General features: G+C 71.9%; 18 protein-coding genes, 1 tRNA gene and 1 pseudogene. 7 read left to right on the top strand and 13 right to left on the bottom strand.

Annotated features, from left to right (window positions below; translation table 11 throughout):
* Positions 1-29 precede the first annotated feature (29 nt).
* The 3 genes from CP975_RS14870 to snpA form a co-directional block, all read right to left on the bottom strand.
* Positions 30-896, bottom strand: a complete 867-nt coding sequence (locus CP975_RS14870; RefSeq protein WP_246201517.1) for a MerR family transcriptional regulator — start codon at positions 894-896, stop codon at positions 30-32.
* Positions 897-966: 70 nt separating this feature from the next.
* Positions 967-3,000: a transglycosylase domain-containing protein gene (locus tag CP975_RS14865; protein ID WP_150476976.1), complete on the bottom strand. Its 2,034-nt coding sequence runs from the start codon at positions 2,998-3,000 to the stop codon at positions 967-969.
* A gap of 126 nt (positions 3,001-3,126) precedes the next feature.
* Entirely contained in the window at positions 3,127-3,834 is a 708-nt protein-coding gene (snpA, locus tag CP975_RS14860) for a snapalysin (protein WP_150476975.1), read from the bottom strand.
* A 428-nt stretch (positions 3,835-4,262) separates the two neighbouring features.
* Between snpA and CP975_RS14855 the strand changes: the two genes are divergently transcribed.
* The gene (locus CP975_RS14855) at positions 4,263-4,625 is read left to right on the top strand and encodes an ANTAR domain-containing protein (protein WP_246201515.1); all 363 of its coding nucleotides are present in this window, start codon (positions 4,263-4,265) and stop codon (positions 4,623-4,625) included.
* 212 nt (positions 4,626-4,837) lie between these two features.
* Here CP975_RS14855 and CP975_RS14850 read toward each other — a convergent pair whose 3' ends face one another.
* The 3 genes from CP975_RS14850 to CP975_RS14840 all read right to left on the bottom strand — a co-directional run bounded on the left by CP975_RS14850 (position 4,838) and on the right by CP975_RS14840 (position 6,817).
* The gene (locus CP975_RS14850) at positions 4,838-5,053 is read right to left on the bottom strand and encodes a DUF4287 domain-containing protein (RefSeq protein WP_055529117.1); all 216 of its coding nucleotides are present in this window, start codon (positions 5,051-5,053) and stop codon (positions 4,838-4,840) included.
* Positions 5,054-5,188: 135 nt separating this feature from the next.
* Positions 5,189-6,571 (bottom strand): cytochrome P450, encoded by a 1,383-nt coding sequence (locus tag CP975_RS14845; protein WP_150476973.1) that lies wholly within the window; start codon positions 6,569-6,571, stop codon positions 5,189-5,191.
* A 27-nt stretch (positions 6,572-6,598) separates the two neighbouring features.
* Positions 6,599-6,817: a cold-shock protein gene (locus CP975_RS14840; protein WP_055535090.1), complete on the bottom strand. Its 219-nt coding sequence runs from the start codon at positions 6,815-6,817 to the stop codon at positions 6,599-6,601.
* A 133-nt stretch (positions 6,818-6,950) separates the two neighbouring features.
* Here CP975_RS14840 and CP975_RS14835 point away from each other — a divergent pair, with 133 nt between their 5' ends.
* Both CP975_RS14835 and CP975_RS14830 read left to right on the top strand, forming a co-directional pair.
* Complete coding sequence (locus CP975_RS14835; RefSeq protein WP_055535092.1) at positions 6,951-8,165, top strand: helix-turn-helix domain-containing protein; 1,215 nt, start codon at positions 6,951-6,953, stop codon at positions 8,163-8,165.
* Positions 8,166-8,289: 124 nt separating this feature from the next.
* Positions 8,290-8,646 carry a hypothetical protein gene (locus CP975_RS14830; protein WP_055535094.1) on the top strand — a complete coding sequence of 119 codons (357 nt, stop codon included), beginning with the start codon at positions 8,290-8,292 and terminating at the stop codon, positions 8,644-8,646.
* Between the two features lie 241 nt (positions 8,647-8,887).
* Here CP975_RS14830 and CP975_RS14825 read toward each other — a convergent pair.
* Together CP975_RS14825 and CP975_RS14820 are read right to left on the bottom strand one after the other, a co-directional pair.
* Positions 8,888-8,963: transfer RNA gene (locus tag CP975_RS14825), tRNA-Arg, on the bottom strand.
* Between the two features lie 88 nt (positions 8,964-9,051).
* Entirely contained in the window at positions 9,052-9,465 is a 414-nt protein-coding gene (locus tag CP975_RS14820) for an organic hydroperoxide resistance protein (protein ID WP_030786277.1), read from the bottom strand.
* Positions 9,466-9,611: 146 nt separating this feature from the next.
* On the opposite strand from CP975_RS14820, the gene CP975_RS14815 reads away from it, so the two are divergent.
* Together CP975_RS14815 and CP975_RS14810 are read left to right on the top strand one after the other, a co-directional pair.
* Positions 9,612-10,130, top strand: coding sequence for a MarR family winged helix-turn-helix transcriptional regulator (locus tag CP975_RS14815; RefSeq protein ID WP_055535096.1), 519 nt, complete (start codon positions 9,612-9,614; stop codon positions 10,128-10,130).
* Positions 10,114-10,905 (top strand): maleylpyruvate isomerase family mycothiol-dependent enzyme, encoded by a 792-nt coding sequence (locus CP975_RS14810; protein ID WP_055535098.1) that lies wholly within the window; start codon positions 10,114-10,116, stop codon positions 10,903-10,905. The genes CP975_RS14815 and CP975_RS14810 overlap by 17 nt, the downstream gene beginning before the upstream one ends.
* 12 nt (positions 10,906-10,917) lie before the next feature.
* Here CP975_RS14810 and CP975_RS35765 read toward each other — a convergent pair whose 3' ends face one another.
* The 5 genes and pseudogenes from CP975_RS35765 to CP975_RS14790 all read right to left on the bottom strand — a co-directional run bounded on the left by CP975_RS35765 (position 10,918) and on the right by CP975_RS14790 (position 15,794).
* Entirely contained in the window at positions 10,918-11,166 is a 249-nt protein-coding gene (locus CP975_RS35765; RefSeq protein ID WP_249924340.1) for a phosphopantetheine-binding protein, read from the bottom strand.
* Positions 11,167-11,214: 48 nt separating this feature from the next.
* Positions 11,215-11,835, bottom strand: a pseudogene (locus CP975_RS14805) (isochorismatase family protein); the annotation flags it as partial.
* Positions 11,836-11,928: 93 nt separating this feature from the next.
* A complete protein-coding gene (locus CP975_RS14800) occupies positions 11,929-13,641 on the bottom strand; it encodes a (2,3-dihydroxybenzoyl)adenylate synthase (RefSeq protein WP_150476972.1) in 1,713 nt (570 codons plus the stop codon).
* Positions 13,638-14,846, bottom strand: coding sequence for an isochorismate synthase DhbC (gene dhbC, locus CP975_RS14795; RefSeq protein ID WP_150476971.1), 1,209 nt, complete (start codon positions 14,844-14,846; stop codon positions 13,638-13,640). Before dhbC ends, CP975_RS14800 begins: the two co-directional genes overlap by 4 nt.
* 117 nt (positions 14,847-14,963) lie before the next feature.
* Positions 14,964-15,794, bottom strand: a complete 831-nt coding sequence (locus tag CP975_RS14790; protein WP_150476970.1) for a 2,3-dihydro-2,3-dihydroxybenzoate dehydrogenase — start codon at positions 15,792-15,794, stop codon at positions 14,964-14,966.
* Between the two features lie 102 nt (positions 15,795-15,896).
* On the opposite strand from CP975_RS14790, the gene fhuB reads away from it, so the two are divergent.
* Both fhuB and fes read left to right on the top strand, forming a co-directional pair.
* The gene (gene fhuB / locus CP975_RS14785; RefSeq protein WP_150476969.1) at positions 15,897-18,173 is read left to right on the top strand and encodes a Fe(3+)-hydroxamate ABC transporter permease FhuB; all 2,277 of its coding nucleotides are present in this window, start codon (positions 15,897-15,899) and stop codon (positions 18,171-18,173) included.
* Positions 18,170-19,405, top strand: coding sequence for an enterochelin esterase (gene fes / locus CP975_RS14780; RefSeq protein WP_055536086.1), 1,236 nt, complete (start codon positions 18,170-18,172; stop codon positions 19,403-19,405). Before fhuB ends, fes begins: the two co-directional genes overlap by 4 nt.
* Positions 19,406-19,409 lie beyond the last annotated feature (4 nt).

The raw sequence follows: 19,409 nt of genomic DNA, 5'->3' as shown, positions 1-19,409 counted from the left end.
GCCCGGGTTGCGTGGGGAGGCGGGTGCCGCTATCCGGCCGAGACCGGGAACGCCACGTCACACACCTCGTCCTCCGGGCCGCTGCGCCCCCAGTCCGCGAAGTACACCTCGCGGCACGGTCCCGTGATGGTCAGCCCCCGCTCGGCGGCCCAGGCCTCCACGGCGTCGTAGGCCGCGATGATCTGCGGATAGGCGACCTGCGCCTTGGTGATCCGGGTGTAGGCCAGGCGGTGTGCGGGCTCCACGCGGACCTTGGCGTCCGAGGCGCGCCCCTGCGCGGCCGCCCAGGCCCGGGCCGCCTCGGCGTCCACGACCGGCACGCACGACTCGGCGGGCCCGTCGCTCTCCTCGGTCACGTCCGCGTGGTAGACGACGAAGTGCGGGGCGGCGATGCCCCCGCACTCCTTCGCGGCCTTCTCCAGACGCTCGGCCGAGGGGCCGATCCAGGCGGCCAGCTCCCCGGCGACCACGTGCCGGGTCTCACTGAGGACGTGCGTCTCCGGCACGTCCACGGTCTTCACTTCGAATGTCGCGTACAACTCGGCGTTCCTTCCCGAAAGTCGTCCACGGAGGTAGGCCGCGAGCGTCCGCTGTTCGGCGAAGCGCTCCTCGATCCCCGCCCAGTAGGCGTCGAGCGAGAGCGCCGCCCGCTCCCCGTCGAGCCGCACCATCTCGGCGATGCCCGCGAGCGGCATGTCGAGCCGGCGCAGCAGCGCGACCGTGCGGGCGCGCTCGACCTGGTCCACGCGGTAGTAGCGGTAGCCACTGACCTCGTCGACGTACGCGGGCTCCAGGAGCCCGAGCCGGTCGTAGAGCCGCAGCGCCTTCGGCGAGAGCCGGGCGCGGGCGGCGAACACGCCGATGGAGAGCAGTTCGTCATGCGGTTGCGCGTTCACGGGTCCATCCTCCGTCACCGGGCCGGTCGGCCCGGTGACGCAGACTCTGGGCTCTGCCCCAGGGGCAAGGTCAACGGCCGCCTCCGGCCTCCGCGTACGCGCTCCAGATCCTGGGCGGAAGCGCGTTCCCGCGCCCCGACTTGTCCCCGCCGACCCCCGACATCGGCAGCAGCGCCGACTGGCCCCGGCGCACGCGGAATACGGTCACCGCCGTCGAGAGGTCCCGCGTGAACCCCGCGCACCACGCCGTCCGCAGCCGGTCCTGGTCGCCCGTGCGGCCCGCCGCGACCCCGGGGCCGAGGTCCTCGGCGCCCGCGCGCAGGGCGTCCGTGACCTCGCGGGCCACACCCTCGTCCATCGCGCGCCCCGGCCCCGGCCGCTCAAGACCGGGCAGGCTCGCGCCGTCCTTGACGACCTTGGTGACCGAGTACGGGGCGTGCCGCAGCCCGCCGTTGGCGAACGTGCCGTAGGCGGTGGCCATCCGGATCGCGCTGGGCGTCGACGTGCCGACGGAGAAGGTCGGTTCCAGAGGGGCCATGCTCTCCGGCAGCAGCCCCGCGTCGATGGCGGTGCGGCGCACCTGCTCCCGGCCGATGTCCTCACCGAGGCGTACGTAGGTGGCGTTGCCGCCGGTGTGCAGGGCCGCGCCGAGCGTGGGGTGGTCGGGGTCCGGCTTTCCCTTGGAGCGGCGCAGGGTGCCGTCGGGGGCGTAGTGGCTGTCTGCCCCTATGGATACGCCGTGCTGGAGCGCGGCGGCGAGCACGAACGGCTTGAAGGCCGAGCCGACCGGGACGCCGGACGTATCCGCGTTGTTGGTGAAGTGCTCGGTGGCGTCGGGGCCGCCGTACAGCGCCACCAGCGCCCCGTCGGACGGGCGTACGGACGCGGCGCCGACCTGTACGTGCTTGTCGGCGGGGCGCGTTGTCGGCGCGAGGTCGCGCTTCAGCACGCCGCGCACGGCGCGCTCCAGGTCCCGGGTCCTGCCCCGGTCGAAGGTGGTGTGGATCTTGTGGCCGCCGCGGGCCAGCTCCTCGTCGGTGAGGCCGGTGTGCTGCTTGACGTACCGGTTGGCGATGTCGACGAGGTAGCCGGTCTGGCCGCCGAGGCTGGTGGAGCGCGACTGCCTGCGCGGCTCGGGGAAGGTGCGGTACTTCGCCCGCTCCTTCTTCGTCATCAGGCCCACCTCGACCTGCCGGTCCAGGATCCACGCCCAGCGCTCGCGCGCCCGCCGGTCGTTTCCCGGTCCGCCCGCCGGGTCGTACAGCTCGGCGCCCTTCAGCAGTGCGGCGAGCATGGCTCCCTGGCTGGGGTTCAGCTTCTTGGCGGGGATGCCGTAGTAGGCGTGGGCCGCCGCCTCGATGCCGTTGGCCCCGCGCCCGAACCAGCTGGTGTTGAGGTACCCCTTGAGGATCTCGTCCTTGCTCTTCTTGCGGTCCACCTTCAGCGCGATGACGAACTCCTTGACCTTCCGCGTGACGGTCTGGTCCTGCGAGAGGTAGGTGTTCTTCACGTACTGCTGGGTGATGGTGGAGCCGCCCTGCTTCTCACCCCCGCCGACCATGGCGACGGCCGCCCTCAGCAGGCCGGTGGGGGAGACCCCCGAGTCCTCGTAGAACGTCTCGTTCTCGGCGGCAATCACGGCGTCCACGGCGGACGGGGCGATCTGGTCCAGCTCCACGATCTGCCGGTTGACCTCGCCGGTGCTCACCATCTGGGAGCCGTCGGACCAGTAGTAGACGTTGGCCTCGCGGCGGGCCGCCTCGTTCTCGTCGGGGATGTCCACGCTGACGTACACGGTGACGAAGAGCGCCGTGGTGACGAGGACGAGGAGGCCGGTGGCGCCGAACAGCTGCCGCCAGGAGGGCAGCCAGCGGCGTATGCCCTCGCGGCCGGAGCGGGGGTAGTCCAGGAAGCGGCGGCGGGCCCGGCGGGCGGGGCGGACCGGACGGGCCTGACCGCCGGGGCGCTTCAGGTGCCGCAGCCGCTCCAGGAGCCCCGAAAAGACCGGCAGTTCCAGGCGCTTCAGGAGCCCCTGGAGGCCCGTCCGCACACGGCGGCGCCGGCCGCGGCGGCCCGGCTGCTTCCCCTGAGCATGAGTCCCCATGTCGTGGGAGAGTCTGCCACGCGCGGCCGGGTTGGTCCGGATTCCGTTTTTCTCGCGGTACGAGACGGGCGACCGGGGGCCGGACTCTACGGCCCCCGGCCGGACCCGGTGGAACCGGAACCGGACTCAGCGGATCTTCGTCAGCTCGCCCTCGTCCTTGAGGACGGCGACCCCGCGGGCCCAGATGCTGTCGACCCGCTGCCGTTCCTGGGCGTTGGGCCGCGCGTTGGTGCACGACGGGCCGGGCCCGCCGCCGGACATCAGCTCGCTGCACGGGCCCGAGTAGTGGTCGGGCAGCCCGAGGACGTGGCCCGTCTCGTGGGACGTCACGCGCAGGGAGTTGTACTGCTGGTTCTGCCGGTAGTCCAGGAAGATGTAGCCGTGCCCGCGCCCGTCGGTGTAGGCGTAGGAGCCCCTGGAGTCATTGCCCTCGCGGTACTCGAAGTCGGTCCCGGAGCTGCCCTCCTGGAGCTTCACGTTGCTGACCGAGGAGTTCCAGATCTGGGTGCTCTGGGCTATCTGACTGCGGAAGCTCGGGGCCCTGCGCGTGCTGTAGGTGACGGTGACGGCCTGGATGCCGGGCTTCGCCGACTGCTTCTTCAGCGCCGACTTCATGACGGCTTCGAAGAACTGCCGGTTGGCGGCCTGGCTCTCGCCGTTGTACGAGGACGAGGCGTACGCCGATGTCCGGAACGCGGGGGCGGACTGGCCGGCGCTCTTGTCGGCGGGGGCCGACGCGGGGGCGGGGGCCGCGAACGCCGTGGGGGCGGTCAGGGTGGCCACGAGCGCCGCGGTGCCGAGGGCGGCGAGGACGCCCGTTCTGGTCTTGTTCATGGGGGTGTGTCCCTTCCGGGATGGAGGCCTGCGGGTGCGACCTCCGGTCGGGACGAGTATCGGGAGTGCGGGCGGCGCTGGACCGATGCCGTTCGGTGATAGCGCGGTGGCATCAACTCCCCTGCGCGCAAGGGGTATTCAAGGCGCACGATGCGATGGATGTCACGTACGCGGGGTTGAGGGCGGGGGCTGAGGGCGGTGGCGCGGTCCGCGAGGAAGGCGGTGGCGCGGCCCGTGAGGGGGGCGGGCCGGAAGCCCGTCCGGCCCGCCCGCAGGCCGCCGTCCTCCTGGTAGCTTGCACGCGGCATATGCCCCCGCGCGTACGGCCAGTCTCCGGCATCGGCGGGGAGCGGACGTGAAGGAATTGTGGTGCCCGTCGAATGCACCGTGGCATTCTGGCGCTGGCCCCTACCCCGCCCGGAGGCGATGTGACGTCATCAGACGTGGATCCGCAACGACGACCGGACGAGCCGGCCGATTCGATCGAGCAGGGTGACAAGGTCGTCGAGCTGCAACGCAAAGTCAGCCAGTTGGAACGGGCTGTCGAATCCCATGCCACGGTGGACCAGGCGATCGGCATCGTCGTCGCGATGGGCAGGCTGACCCCCGACCAGGGCTGGACCGTGCTGCGGGAGACCTCGCAGCACACCAACATCAAACTGAGCCGCGTCGCCGACCTGATAGTCGCCTGGGGCTGCGCGGGCGACCTGCCGGAGGACGTCCGCAGGGAGCTGGACGCGAGCCTGGGCCGCGCGCAGGAGACCTCCGAGTGCTCGGGGCCGACGGCGTAGCGGGTCGTAGGGTAGGGGCAGCTCTCCACGCTGCGTTTCCAACGAGGAGAGCCTGACGCAGGAAACTCCCGGGCGCCTCCTGCGCTTGGCGCCCCGGGTACCCGGGGCCGCCCCGCCGAACCATCCGGAACGGGTGCGATCCGGGCGCCCCCGTCATGGACCCCGTCACCGGGCCGCCACTGGCCTCACCGCCGGCTCCGTCACCGGCCTCGTTACCGGCCCCGGGGCTCGGCGAGCGTGTGGGCGACGATCGCGTTGGCGTGCCCGTGCCCGATCCCGTGCTCGGTCTTGAGCCAGGCGACGAGTTCCATGTGCCGGGTCAGCGGCGAGTCCCGCACCAACTGCTTCCACTCCTCGACCGGCCGCCCGTACTTCTTCTCGATGGAGGGGAAGTAGCTGGCGGGGCCCTTCACCACGGCGTCGCTCATAGGACTGCTGCCTCTCTGTTCCTCTGCTCGCACAGGTGTGCGTCGCTGTCGGGAGTATGACGACGGGCGGGCCGAAAAGTCATCGCTGTCATCCGCGTTCTGCTTCCTGCCCAGGCACGTGGGCGGTGAGGCCGACTAGGTCGCACCGTGGGAGAGGCCGCGTGGGGTGACGGTCATACGGATGTCGTCGGCTGCCCAGAGTACGAAACGTTCGACGGGCGTCACCTCGTGCCCCGGCACGGGCCGGAACCGGAACCGCTTGAGCAGCACGGCCAGCATCAACTCGGCCTCCACCATGGCCAATCCGGCCCCCTCGCAGCTGCGCGGCCCGAGCCCGAAGGGGACGTACGCGAACCTCGGCCGCGCGGCCACCGCTTCCGGGGTGAACCGCTCGGGGCGGAACGAGCCGGGGTCGGGCCAGTGGGCGGGGTTCATGTGGATGGCCCAGAAGGGATAGAAGATCGTGGTCCCGGCCGAAATCTCGTACTGGCTGCCACCCCCCTCCCCCTCACTCTCCCCCTCCCCTCCGAGGACGAAGTCCTCGGTCGCCTCGCGGGCGCCGTAAGGGCCGGGCGGGTAGAGCCGCATCGACTCCTTGAGGACCATGTCCAGATACGTGAGCCGCCGCAGGTCGGCGTAGTCGGGGGCGGCACGCTCACCGAGCACCCGGTCCAGCTCGTCGGCGACGCGTGCGGCCACGTCCGGGTGGCGCCCCAGCAGATGCAGGGCCCACGAGACGGCGACCCCGGTGGTGTGGTGGGCGGCCAGCATGGTGACCATGACGGTGTCGCGGATTCTGGCGGGCCGCTCGCCGGCCGCGAGGAGTGCCCCGATGAGATCGCTCCGGTCGCCGCGTACGGGCCGGCCGGGGCGGCGGTACGCGGCGATGATGCGATCGACGGTGGCGCGCAGATAGGCGAGGGAGTCGGCCCCGCCCTGTCCCCCGCTCAAGGGCTCGCTCCGCCCGAGATGCTCGACGAGGACGTTCTCGAAGGCGGCGGTGACCCGGTCCGGGTCCACGATGTCCGAGGTGGCGGCGTCCCCGAGGGCGTACTCGCAGATCATCCGCAGCGAGAGCGAGGTGAGATCTTTCTGGAGCGAGACGTGCGCACGACCGGCCTGCTCGGCCCAGCGGTCGGCGAGGTCGGTCACGAGCGCCGTGAAGCCCGCGAAATGCCGCTCGTGCGAGGGCCGCCCCGCCAGCACGGAGAGCAGCAACCGCCGCCACGGCCCGTGCTCTTCGGCGTCCAGCACCTGCAAATTCCCCGCCTCGCACAGCGGAGCCAGGAACTCGAAGAGCTTGGCGGGCCGCTTGTTGACGTGAGCGGTGGCTTCCAACAACACAGGATCGGCAACGGACACGGCGCCCCCGCGCCCGGCCCCGGGCAACTGAAACCGCACGACGGGCCCGTACCGCTCATGCAGAGCCAACTGATAGAGATGCAACCCCCCGGCGGCGGCAACGGCCCCGACACCACCATCACTCTGCCACTGGGGCCCAGGGATCGGCGTAGCCATGACTGTGCCTCCTAGGTACCGCAGCGATCACCGAGGAACGATGCTCACCGCGCGATAGTCGTACCCGTCCTGTTTGAAACCGGGGGCTTCCCAGGTGAGGTCCACGTGCTGACCTGGCGTCAGGCTGCGGAAGCCGGTCATCTGTATGTCGGAGAAGTGGCCGAAGCAGCCGCCAGGAGTCTCAGAGCAGTCGAGCACGCCCCACCCCTCCTCCTCGTGCCACTCACGGACAGTCGCGATCACCATGGGCCGAACCTTAGGGGCTACGTCTACGCCGGCGCGCTGCGTTTTCCTGCCCTTGGACGACTGCGCATAGGCCCTGACACCGAGAACTCGACTGCCATGCTCCCTCGCAGTCGGGTCGGCGTACCGTGACAGCGTGGCAGACGACGAACTGGGACGAACTCTTCGACGGTTGCGCCTCCTGGCTTCCCTCACCCAAGAAGAGCTGGCTGAGCGCTCCCAGGTTTCCGTTGACGTGATCCGGCAGCTTGAACAGCGGCGGAAACACTCGGCGCGTCTACCCACGCTGCACTCGTTGGCCAATGGTCTCGGCGTGGAGCTGACGACGCTTCTGGGCGACCCACCTGCTGTCTCATCCACGGGAGAGAACGACGGGCCCCGCTTCGTGGCCATGCGTCGCGCCATCATGCCGGCGCTGTGGGGACCGGAGCCGAAGTCACCGGACCCCGACTTCTCCATGGACCACCTGCGCGAGCAGATCGCGGATGGCTGGACGCAGTACCACGCCGCCGAGTTCGACACGGTGATGAAGGCACTGCCCGACATGATCTCGGATGCGCACACGGCCACGGCGTCGACCAACGACGACGGCCGGGGCGCCGGTTTCGCAGCGTTGGGCAAGGCTCTCCAGCTCGCCGGGCACGTCGCCGTCCGGATGGGGAAAACAGACCTCGCGCTCATCAGCTTGGAGCGCGCCATAGACGCCGCGGGGCGGTCCCCCGACCCCCTACTGCGTCCCATGATCGTCAATTCCGTTGCGTGGACCTACCAGCGGCAAGGACGCCTCGGCGACGCCCTCGACATCGCCCTGCGCGCCGCAGACGACACCAAGGACAGCGGGCACACGGACACCGCTGACGGCCTGAAGGTGTGGGGCGCGCTGACCATGTCCGCCGCCACGTCGGCCGCGCGCAGCAATGAGTACGAACGGGCAGCTGCGTTGATGGCGCACGCCGAGAAGGAAGCGGCCCGGGTGGACAAGCTGCCGCAGGGCGGCGACAGCCGCATGGTGAGCGTCTTCAGCCCATCGTCAGTACGCATTGAACGCGTCCGTCTGGCCGTTCAGTACGGTCACCCCGAGGACGCCCTGAGGCTGGCCAAGGGCATGCGGCTGAGCAAAGACGTGCCGTCCTCCTGGCGGACGTGGCTGCTGTTGGACGTAGCCCGCGCCCACACGGATCTCGGGGACGCGGTCGGGGCCGTGAAAGCCCTTGAATCGCTGCGTCGCGTGGCACCGACGTGGATGCAGCACCACACGTTGGCCGTCGCCATCGTGCGTGACCTTTGGGCGCTCCCCAACCACCCTCCGGGGCTGCGGCCGTTGGCCGAATACCTCGGGGTCGGCGAATAGCATCGGAAAAGTAGGACGCTGCATCCCTGTCACGCTCTGTAGTGAGTCGCTTCCATGAGACGGACAGAGCCCCGGCAACCGCGCGCGTGCGGCCCGGGGTATGGCCGACTGGTGAGGAGTCGACATGGGTGAGATCACGGTCCCAACATCCGTCGCGGGAAGCAGTGGCGGAATCCTCCAGGCGTTGCTGACCGAGCTGCCGGATCCGGCTGAGCTGGCCGAGGAGCAGGTGTGCGGCAGGGCTTGTGTCTGGTGTGCGGCCGCTCTCCACAACACGACCGCGCTCGACCTCGGCGCACGCCAAGCGGATGCGCACAGCTGCGGAGCCCGCTGGTACCCGCGTTGCTGCAACCCCTGCGGCTTCGAGCACCTCCACGCGGCGCTCCTCGACCACTCCCAGAGTTGCGAGCAGTGTGCCGACGACTTCCTCAACTGCTCCGTCGGCAAGGCCTTGCGCATGGCCATGCGGACGGTCCGCTGATGAGCGGCCCCGCAGCACCGGACCCGGCTCTCGTGCTGTGCGGGCCATGCCTGCGGCAGCTGCTCGACCTGGCAGACCCGCTCACCTGCGGAAACGCAGAGATCGTTTAGGAGCGACTTAGGAGCCGGGATCCGGTAGTGAGTCTGTATCGAGAGTGTCCGGAGGCGTAGCCGGCCTGCGCAAGACGAAGGCCCAGGTCCCGGATCTGTCATCCGGGGCCTGGGCCTTTGCCGTGCCGACCTGGTGCCCCCGGCAGGATTCGAACCTGCGACACCAGCTTTAGGAGAGCTGTGCTCTATCCCCTGAGCTACGGAGGCGGGGCATGGTGGCGCGGGTCCGGAGGGACCGTGTCACCGCCGCTCAGTGTAGCGGGTGGTCGTTCGGGGGCCGGGGGTTGCTCCCGGGTTACTCGATGACCAGTTCCACGGGGATGTTGCCGCGGGTCGCCTTCGAGTAGGGGCAGTACGCGTGGGTTTTCTTCAGGAGGTCCTCGCCCGCGGGGCCCTGGAGGTGGTCGGGGAGTTCCGCTCGCATGATCACGGAGAGGCCGAAGCCGCCGTCCGTGTCCTTGCCGATGCTGACCTCCGCGGTCACCGAGACGTCCGAGACGTCGATCTTCTCCTGGCGCGCGATGTTGCCCATCGCACTGGCGAAGCAGGCCGCGTAGCCCGCGGCGAAGAGCTGTTCCGGGTTGGTGCCCTTGCCGTTGCCCCCAAGGGCGGTGGGGAAGCCGAGGGGGAGGTCGATCTGGCCGTCGGAGCTGACGGCGCGGCCCTCGCGGCCGTTGGCGGTGGCTACGGCGGTGTACAGCGCGTCCATGAGTTTCTCTTCCTCTTCCTGTTCGCGGCGGGGGAGGGTGCCCAGCGGCTCGGCGGTTCGGCGGCCACCCCTGGGACCCTTGAGAGACAGTAGAGCACCCTATTTAGTTGTGCGCAACTTAGTTGGGTGCGTTGTAGGGTGGGGGTATGGAGAAACGCGTACCCGCCGGTGGCCCGGCACTCTCGCGCGACGAGGATTTTCTGCTGCTCGATCACCAGATCTGCTTCTCGTTGCACGCCGCCGCCCGTGCCTTCAACGGCGTCTACCGGGCCGCCCTGAAGGATCTTGGGCTCACCTACCCGCAGTACCTGGTGATGCTCGTGCTCTGGGAGCACGGCGAGCTGCCCGTCAAGAAGATCGGGGAGCGGCTGCGGCTCGACTCCGGCACGTTGTCGCCGCTGCTCAAGCGGCTGGAGGCGGCCGGGCACGTGGAGCGGCGGCGCAGTGTCGAGGACGAGCGGTCCGTCTCCGTGCGGCTCACCGGGCAGGGGAACGCCCTGCGCGAGAAGGCTCTTGCCGTGCCCCGCACCATCGCCGCGTCCACCGGGCTCTCCCTGGACGAGGTGCGGGAGCTGCGCGCGCGGCTCAACACCCTGACCGCCGCCCTCGACGGGGCCGAAGTCGGGGCCGACGTGGAGGGTGGCGCCAGTGACTGCGTTCGGTGAGGCTCACGCCGGTGCCGTCGCGGCCGAGAGCCGTCGGTTCGTGGCGATCCTTGAGGAGGGGGCCGATCTCTCCACTCCCGTTCCCGGGTGCCCGGGGTGGACGCTCCTCGATCTGGTCCGGCACACCGGAAGCGTGCACCGGTGGTTCTCCGTGCTGCTGCGGACCAACGTCCAGGAGGCTCCCACGACGCGGGCCGTCGACCTCGACCTGCCCGAGCGCGAGGACTCGTACGCGTACGCCGCCTGGCTCGCCGCCGGTGCCGACCTCGCCGCCCGGACCTTCGCCGAGGTCGATCCCGACGCGACCATGTGGACCTGGGGCGCCGACCCGCACGCCCGTTTCTGGGTGCGGCGCATGCTCCACGAGACGCTCGTGCACCGCGTCGACGCGGAGGCCGCCCTCGGGCTGCGGCCCGTGATCGACCCGGCGCTCGCGGCCGACGGCGTGGACGAGTTCCTGGTCAATCTGCCCTTCGCCACGCCGTTCGCGCCCGGAGTCGCCCGACTTCGCGGCCAGGGCGAGACCATCCGCTTCCGCGCCACCGACCAGCAGGAGCAGGGTCGGGGGCGGGGGCGGGACTGGGTGGTTCGGCTGTCGGCCGACCGCTTCGGGCTCGTCGACCGCGAGCAGCAGTCCGTGGACGCGTCCGTGCACGGAAGCGCCGCTGATCTGCTGCTGCTCCTCTACGGGCGTCTCGGTCGGGATTCCGGCGCTTTCGAGGTCGCGGGGGACACCGGCCTGCTCGACCGGTGGTTCGCCCACTCCGCGTTCTGAGGCCGGCCGGGGCTACCGCGCCAGCACCCGCACCCACTTCTCCAGCGCCGGCTCCTCCGCCAGGTCCGCGAAGGACGCTGTCACGCCGTGGTCGCGGCGCCAGCGTCCCAGCAGGGTCATGAGACGTACGGAGTCGAGGCCGTAGTCGACGAGGTTCTCGTCCTCGGGGATGTCCGCCGGGTCCTCGCCGAGGACATCCGCCACGTCCGCGCGCAGCTGGTCGAGGGTCAGCTCGTCGCGGGTCAGGTGGTCGAGGGGCACGGCTTCGGTGGGTTCGGCTTCGGTGGGTTCGGCGTGGCCGGCGTCCCCGAAGACTGCCTCCGTCGTCGTGACGACCGCGCACTTGTCCGCCGCCCAGCGCAGCGCCATCGCGTGGTCGTCGGCCGAGAAGTCGGCCACCGCGTCGGCGACCACGAACGCCTGGATGTCCTGCATCCACGCGTCGCAAGCCGTCATCAGGACGCCGATGTGGGCGTAGACGCCGACGACGACCAGCTGGTCGCGGCCCTGTTCGCGGAGCCGTTCGAGCAGGTCGGTGCGGACGAAGCCGCTGTACTTCCACTTCGTGATGACCGTCTCGGCGGGCGCCGGGCCGATCTCCGGGGCGATCGCCGCGGCCTGCTCGTCGTCGGGGAGGCCCGGCCCCCAGAAGTCCTGCTGGAGGCCCCGCTCCGCGAGGGTCTGGCCGCCGGGCTGCGCGGTGTGCAGGACCGGCACACCGAGCCGGTCCGCCGCCTGCTTCAACTCGGCGACGTGCGCGAGGAGTTCCGGGACGGGCGAGGCGTCACGGTCGTACGCCGACAGGAAGTAGTTCTGGAGGTCGTGGACGAGGAGCACCGCGCGGGACGGGTCGACCTTCCAGTCGACGCGGTTGGCGGGCAGCTCGTCGGCCGACGGCATGGGATACGGGGTGATGGTGGGGAGTGCCATGGTGGTGGAGGGTTCCGTTTCAGGCTGGCGGCAGGCGGTCGGGCAGATATGCGCGGACTGGGCGGTCAGGCAGGCATACGCGGACTCCGGCGGTCACGCTTGCGCGGGCTCAGAGGTGGAGACGGGGCGACCCGGGGAGTCCGGCCGACCCGGGGAGTCCGGCCGGGCGGACGCGGCCGCGCGCAGGTCCTTCTTGGAGATCTTGCCCACGCCCGTCTGCGGGAAGGCCTCCACGAACTCCACGCGGTCGGGCACCTTGTACGCCGCGAGCCCCCGTTCCCGTACGAACCTCTTGACCGCGACCGGCTTCAGCGGCTCGGCGCCCGCGCGCAGGATGACGTACGCGCACGTGCGCTCGCCCAGATAGGGGTCGGGCTCGGCGACGACGTTCGCGTCGTGCACTGACGGGTGGGCGAGGATGTGGTTCTCGACCTCCTCGGCCGCGATCTTCTCGCCGCCCCGGTTGATCTGGTCCTTCGCCCGGCCCTCGACGACCAGATGGCCGGTCTCGGTGAGGCGGACCACGTCGCCGGTGCGGTAGAAGCCGTCCGCCGTGAAGGAACGGGCGTTGTGCTCGGGCGCCCGCCAGTAGCCGCGGATCGTGTACGGGCCGCGGGTCAGGAGGTGCCCGGTCGCGCCCACGGGCAGCTCCTCGTCCTCGTCGTCGACGATCCGGATCTCGTCGTCGGGGGAGATCGGGCGGCCCTGCGTGGTGACGATCGTCTCGTCCGGGTCGTCCAGGCGCGTGTAGTTGACCAGGCCCTCCGCCATGCCGAAGACCTGCTGGAGCGTGCAGCCGAGGGCGGGTCCGACGCGGCGCGCCGCCTCCTCGCTGAACTTCGCGCCGCCGACCAGGAGGACGTCCAGACTGGACAGGTCGTACGCCGACGAAGGCGCCGCCTCCGTCCAGAGCAGGGCGAGCGGCGGTACGAGGCCCGTGATGGTGACGCCCTCGGACTCGATGAGCGGGAAGGCGACCTCGGGGCCCGGCTGCGGGCAGAGCACGACGCGGGCGCCCGCGTGGAGCGCGCCGAGCGAACCGGGCGAGGACAGCGGGAAGTTGTGGGCCGCGGGGAGGGCGACCAGGTAGACGGAGTCCGCGTCGACCCCGCACAGCTCGTTCGAACCGCGCAGCGAGTAGATGTAGTCGTCGTGGGTGCGGGGGATCAGCTTCGGTACGCCGGTCGAGCCGCCGGAGAGCTGGAGGAAGGCCAGGTCGGAGGGGGCGGGCGGGTGCGGGATCGGCCCCGGGGCCGCGGGTACGTCGGACAGGGCCTCGAAGGCGCCGGGATCTCCGTCGGCCACGAAGACGTGGCGCAGGGTGGGGACTTCGGCGAGGACCTTCGCCGCGAGGTCGCGGTAGTCGAAGCCGCCGTGCTCGGCGGGGATGACGTACGCGGCGGCCTCGGTGAACTCGCAGAAGTAGCGGATCTCCGTCTCGCGGTGCGCGGGCAGCGCGAAGACCGGCAGCGCGCCGATACGGAAGAGCGCGAAGATCGTCTCGAAGAACTCGGCGATGTTGGGGAGTTGGACGACGACCCGGTCGCCCTTGGTGATGCCACGGGCGAGGAAGCCCGCCGCCAGGCGGTCGGCCCTGCGGTCGAGCTGGCCGTACGTCCAGCGGCGGACCCCGGAGGCGTCGGCCGTCCCGCTCGCCCCGCCGGGGTCGACGATCGCGATCCGGTCGGGGTGCTCGGCGGCGCGGTCGCGCAGGAGCCCGCCGAAGGTCTCGCCGCGCCAGTAGCCGGCGGCGCGGTAGCGGGCGGCGAACTCCTCGGGCCACGTGGGTGCGTCGACGCCGCTCACAGCTCGGCTCCCACCGCGTTCAGGAACGTACGGAACTTCGCGCCGGTCTCCGCGGTCTCCGCCGCCGGGTCGGAGGCGGCGACGACGCCCGCGCCCGCGTACAGCCGCAGGGAGCGTTCCTCGGCCTCGGCGCAGCGGATGGTGACGACCCACTCGCCGTCGCCGTTCGCGTCGCCCCAGCCGATCATGCCGGTGAAGAAGCCGCGGTCGAACGGCTCGGTCTCGCGGATCACCTCGCGGGCCGTGGCCGTGGGGGTGCCGCAGACCGCGGGGGTGGGGTGCAGGGCGCAGGCCAGTTCGAGGGCGGAGGCGTCGGGGGAGGCGAGGGTGCCGGTGACCGTGGTGGACAGGTGCCACATGGTCGCCGTGCGGATCAGGGTGGGGCGGGCCGGGACGGTCAGGTCCGTGCAGAAGGAGGCGAGCGCCTGGTGCACGGCGTCGACCACGACCGCGTGCTCGTGCAGGTCCTTGGCGGACTCCAGGAGGGCGGCGGCGCGGCGCACGTCCTCGGCGAGGTCGTCGCTGCGGGGCGTGGAGCCCGCGAGCGGGTTGGCGACGACCTGGTGGCCGCGGCGCGAGACGAGCAGTTCGGGGCTGGCGCCGATCAGGGTGCGGCCGGGGGCCGTGGGCAGCGCGAAGGTGTAGCCGGAGGGGTCGCGGCGGGCCAGGCGCTGGAGCATCAGCGGGATGTCCAGCGGGGCGGGCGCGGTGAGTTCGAGGGTGCGGGCGAGGACGACCTTGCTGAAGTCGCCGCGCCACATGCGCTCCACGGCGGCGGCCACGCCGGCGCCGTACTCCTCGGGGGCCGGTACCGGGCGGATCCGCCAGTCGGTGGCGTCCGGTGTCTCGGCGGGGAGCGCGATCAGCGGGTCCGCGGTCAGCGGCGGCGCGGTGCGCACCGCTTCGGGGACGGCGAGCGCGGCGGGCGCGGTGTGGTCGAAGGGGATGGCGCCGACGACGTAGGGCTTGGCGGACCCGGCACGGCGGGCGTCGGCCAGGGTGGCGGCGACGCGGAGCGGCAGGGGTCTGTCGTCGTGCGGGACGTGGGCGCGGACGCCGCCTTCGGTGAGCAGGGTGCGGGTCGGCGTCGCGAGGAAGCGTTCGCCGGGTCTGTAGGCGTCGAGGAGGGCGGTGGCCGCTCCTACGGCGGGGTGGGCCTGCTCGGCCGTGGTGACGTGCGTGGCGACTTCGGGTGCCGTCGACACGGGGGGCTCCGTTTCTTGGGGCAGGGGCCCCTACGTGGGGGCGATGGTTCGGGGTAAACGGGTGGGTGGGTGGGAGAGCATCCGCCGCGAAGCGGCGGCCCAGGAAACCACCCAGGCTCAGCGCAGCGTGGCGCCTCCGTCGACGTAGAGCTCCTGCAAGGTCACGTGCCGGGCCCGGTCCGAGGCGAGGAAGAGCACCGCGTCGGCGATGTCCCGGGGCGCGGCGATGCGGCCGAGGGGGATGCCGGTGCGGTACGTCGCCGGGTCGCCGTCGATGACGCTGAGCGGCACCTCCGTCTGCCCGTCGGGCCACAGGGCCCGCTGCATCGCGGTGTCCGTGGAACCCGGCGCGACGACGTTGCAGCGCACGCCGCTGCGGGCGACCTCAAGGCCGAGGCACTTGGTGAACATCGTGGCCGCCGCCTTCGACGCGGCGTACGCGGCCATACCGGTGCGGGGGATCCCGGCCGCGTTGGAGGCGACGGTGACGATGCAGCCGCGGCCGCGCGCGGTCATGTGGGAGGCGGCGGCGCGCGAGGTGTGGAAGACGCCGGTGGTGTTCACGGCGAAGGTGTCGGCCCAGTCGGCGTCGGTCAGTTCGGCGACGGGCGCGGCACGGAGGATGCCCGCGACGTTCACGAGGAGGTCGAGGGCGCCGTGGTCGCGTACGACGTCGTCGACGACGGCGGTGACGGCGACGGGGTCCGTGACGTCCATGACGCGCGGGGTGACCGTGCCGGCCAGGTCCCGTGCGGCGGCGGCCAGTTCGTCGATGCCGTGCGCCGAGCGGTCCGTGGCGACGACGTGCGCGCCCCGGGCCGCGAGCGCGGTGGCCACCGCGGCGCCGATGCCCTGGCCCGCGCCGGTCACCAGAGCCGTACGCCCGGCGAACTCGCCCTCGGCGCGCGACTCGTCCGCTAGGTGGTCAGGCGGTATGTGGTCAGGCATGTGTGAGCGACCTCCCCCTACTTTTTAGGTAAGCCTAACCTAACGTATAACTTCTGCCCAGAGGTCGCGACCCTGCCGATATAGTTAGGCTAGCCTCACCTTATGCGCATGCCGACCGTGGGCACCACACCCCCAGCACCCCAACCGCCCGAATTGTCAAGGGAGTTGGCTGAAAAGGACGGTCGCGGACCGGCGCCCGAGCGTGCCGCGCGCCGCACGGTCGGTCTCGCCGTCACCGGATTCACCCTCGCCCTGCTGCTGCTCGTGGCCCTCTCCCTGAGCGTCGGCGCGGGCGAGGTCGGCCCCGGCGGGGTCCTCGACTACCTGCTCAACCGGCATGGGGCGCGCGACGATTCACGCCTCGCTCTCGTCGTCGGCGACCTGCGCATCCCGCGCACCCTCACCGCTCTGCTCGTCGGCGGCGCCCTCGGCGTCGCCGGCTGCCTGCTCCAGGCGGTCACCCGCAACCCGCTCGCCGAGACCGGCCTGCTCGGCGTCAACGCCGGTGCCTCGCTCGGGGTCGTCGCGGGCATCGCGCTGCTCGGGTTCGATTCCGGTTTCGCCTATCTGGGCTGCGCGTTCGGCGGCGCCGTGGTCGCGAGCGGGCTTGTGCTGCTCATCGCCGGGCGCAAGGGCGGTGGCTCTCCCATGCGGCTCGTCCTCGCCGGATCGGCGCTCGGCGCCACCTTCGGCGGGCTCACCAGCGTCATCGTCGTCAACTCCGCGGAGACCTACGACAGGTTCCGCTTCTGGGTGCTCGGCTCGCTCGCCGGGGTCGAGGGATACGGCGAACTGGGGCGCCTCGCACCCGTTCTCGCCGCCGGCTTCCTCGTCGCGCTGCTGGTCGCCCGGCCGCTGTCCGCCCTCGCCCTCGGCGACGACCTCGCCCGCAGCCTCGGCCACCGGCCGCCCCTGATCCGTACGGTCGTCGCCGTCGGCGTCACCCTGCTCACCGCCGCCGCCGTCGCGCTCGCCGGCCCCATCTCCTTCCTCGGCCTCCTCGCGGGCTTCCTCGCCCGCGCCATCGCGGGCACCCGGCTCCCGGCCAGGCTGCTCCTCGCGGGACTCGTCGGCGCCTGCGTCCTGACCGTCTCGGACGTCGCGGCCCGCGTGGTCTCCCGCCCGTACGAGGCCCCGGTGTCCGTCATCGTGGCGCTGATCGGAGCGCCCGTACTGATCCTCATCGTCCGCTCCAAGTCCCTCACCACGATGGGCATGACCGAGCCGGCGACGGAGGAAAGCGCCCCCTCCAAGCCGCGCCGCGTGCCCTGGCCGCGCCGCCTGCCCCGGCCGCGGCTGCCGAAGCGCGCGAGCGCGCGGACCCCGAAGCGCGTCCGCCCCGTCGGCACCGACACCTTCGTCCTGCGCCGCGGCCCCCTCTCCTTCCTCGTCGCCCGCCGCGCGACCCTCGCCTCGCTGCTGCTCGCCGCGCTGCTCGTCGTCGCCGTCGTCCTCTCCGCGTACGCGGGACAGAGCGACATGAGCGTCGGCCGCACCTTCCGCGCCGTCCTCGGATACGGCGACCACTTCGACGTGCTCCTCGTGCAGAAGTTCCGCCTCGGCCGCATCGTCGCCGGGCTCACCGCGGGCGCGGCGCTCGGCCTCGCCGGGTGCCTCACCCAGACCCTCGCCCGCAACCGCCTCGCCACCCCGGAACTCCTCGGCGTCAACGACGGAGCCACGGCCGCGGTCCTCGTCTCCGTCACCTTCAGCGCCTCCGGGTCCTTCGGCGCCTGGTGGGCGGGGCCGATCGGCGCGCTCGTCGCCGTGGTCGTCGTCACGCTGGTCTCCGGAGGGCTCGGACAGCGCGGCTACCGCGTCCTCGTCGTCGGCCTCGCCATGTCCGCGCTCGCCTCCGCCGCCACCCAGGTCGTGCTCTCGCGCCGGTCCCTCAACTCGGCCAGCTCCCTGTACGTGTGGACGTCCGGGAGCCTCAACGGCCGCGGCTACTCCGTCGTCGTGCCCGTCCTCATCGGCCTGGCCGTCCTGGTGCCGCTCGCCCTCGCCGTCGCCCGCCACCTCGGCGTCCTCCGCTTCGACGACTCCACCGCCGCCTCGCTCGGCTCCAACGCCGGGCGCACCCGCCTGATCTGCCTGCTCCTCGCCGTCGCGCTGGCCGGTCTCGCGGTCGGCATCTGCGGGCCCGTCGGCTTCGTCGCCCTCGCCTCGCCCGTCATCGCCTCCCGCCTCGCGGGCCCGCTGCGGGTGCCGCTGGTCGGCTCGATGCTGACCGGCGCGACGCTCGTGGTCGTGGCCGACACGCTCGGGCGCATCGCCTTCGACGGGTCCGAGCTGCCGGTCGGCGTCGTCACGACGGTCCTCGGCGGCCCGTTCCTGCTGTGGGTGCTGCTGGGCCGCTCGGCGGCGACACGCGTATGACACCACCTAACCCGAAAGAGGCCACCCCTGTGCGAAGCCCGCTGCTGCGGACGCTCCTTCACGCCGTACGAGCCCGGGTGCCCGGCGCCGAACGGGCCTTCTGGAACCGCGTCGAGACGACGGGCACACCCCTCGTCGAGCCCGACCCCTCGGGCGACCCGGCCCACCGACTCGTCACGTTCCTCCGGCGGGACGACCCCGCACGCCCCGCCACGGACGTCCTGGCGCTGCTGCACACCGTCACCGACAAGGACCGCCACGCGGGCGACCTCACCCCGCACCTGATGGAACGCCTGCCCGGCACGGACGTGTGGGCGCTCAGCCACCGCCTGCGGGCCGACCACCGGGCCTCGTACCAGTTCTACGTCGCCCACGGCACCCGGCAGGACACCCTCCGCACCGACCGTGAGGCGTGGCTGCGCGTCCTCGCCGAGGCCGTCCCCGACCCGCTCAACGGCGATCCGCGGCTGCCCGCCCGCGACGGCCGCAACCCCGCCTCCGTGATGTCGCTGCCAGAGGCGCCGCCTCAGCCGTACGTGGGCCGCCGCGCAGGGGCGCCGGGGAGGTCCGTCGAGGCCGAGGTGGACGGCAGACGCGTCACCGTCCACCTGCCGGCGGCCGAGCGGCCGCGCGCGACAGCCGTCCTCCTGGACGGCGAGATGTGGGGCCCGGTGCTCGGCATCGGCGCCACGCTGGACGCGCTGCACGCCGACGGAGCGGTGCCGCCGACGGCCGCGCTCCTCGTCGACACGATGGGGCGGCGCATGGAGGACCTGAGTTGCAGCGGTGCCTTCGTGGACTGGCTGGCGGACGTGCTGCTGCCGTGGGCGGCGGACGCGTACGACCTCTCGGCCCCCGCCGAGCGCACGGTCATCGCGGGTCAGAGCGCGGGTGGCCTCACGGCGGCGTACGCGGCACACCGGCGCCCGGACCGCTTCGGCGCGGCGCTCAGCCAGTCGGGTTCGTTCTGGTGGCCGGACGAGAACGCCCCCGACGGGCGGGGCCCGGAATGGCTCACCCGCGAATACGCCCGCACCCCGCGCCGCCCGGTCCGCCTCCACCTGGAGGTGGGCACCCAGGAATGGATGCTCCTCCCCCAGAACCGCCGCCTGCGCAACGTCCTGCGAGCACGGGGCTACGAGGTGACGTACGAGGAGTTCAACGGCGGCCACGACTACGCATGCTGGCGGGGGGGCCTGGCAACAGGCCTGACGTCCCTGCTAGCTGGCTGAGCCC

This window comes from Streptomyces alboniger (assembly GCF_008704395.1).
Lineage (GTDB): Bacteria > Actinomycetota > Actinomycetes > Streptomycetales > Streptomycetaceae > Streptomyces > Streptomyces alboniger.
Note: the sequence above shows the minus strand (reverse complement) of the source record. Positions and strands in the feature narration are given on the sequence as shown.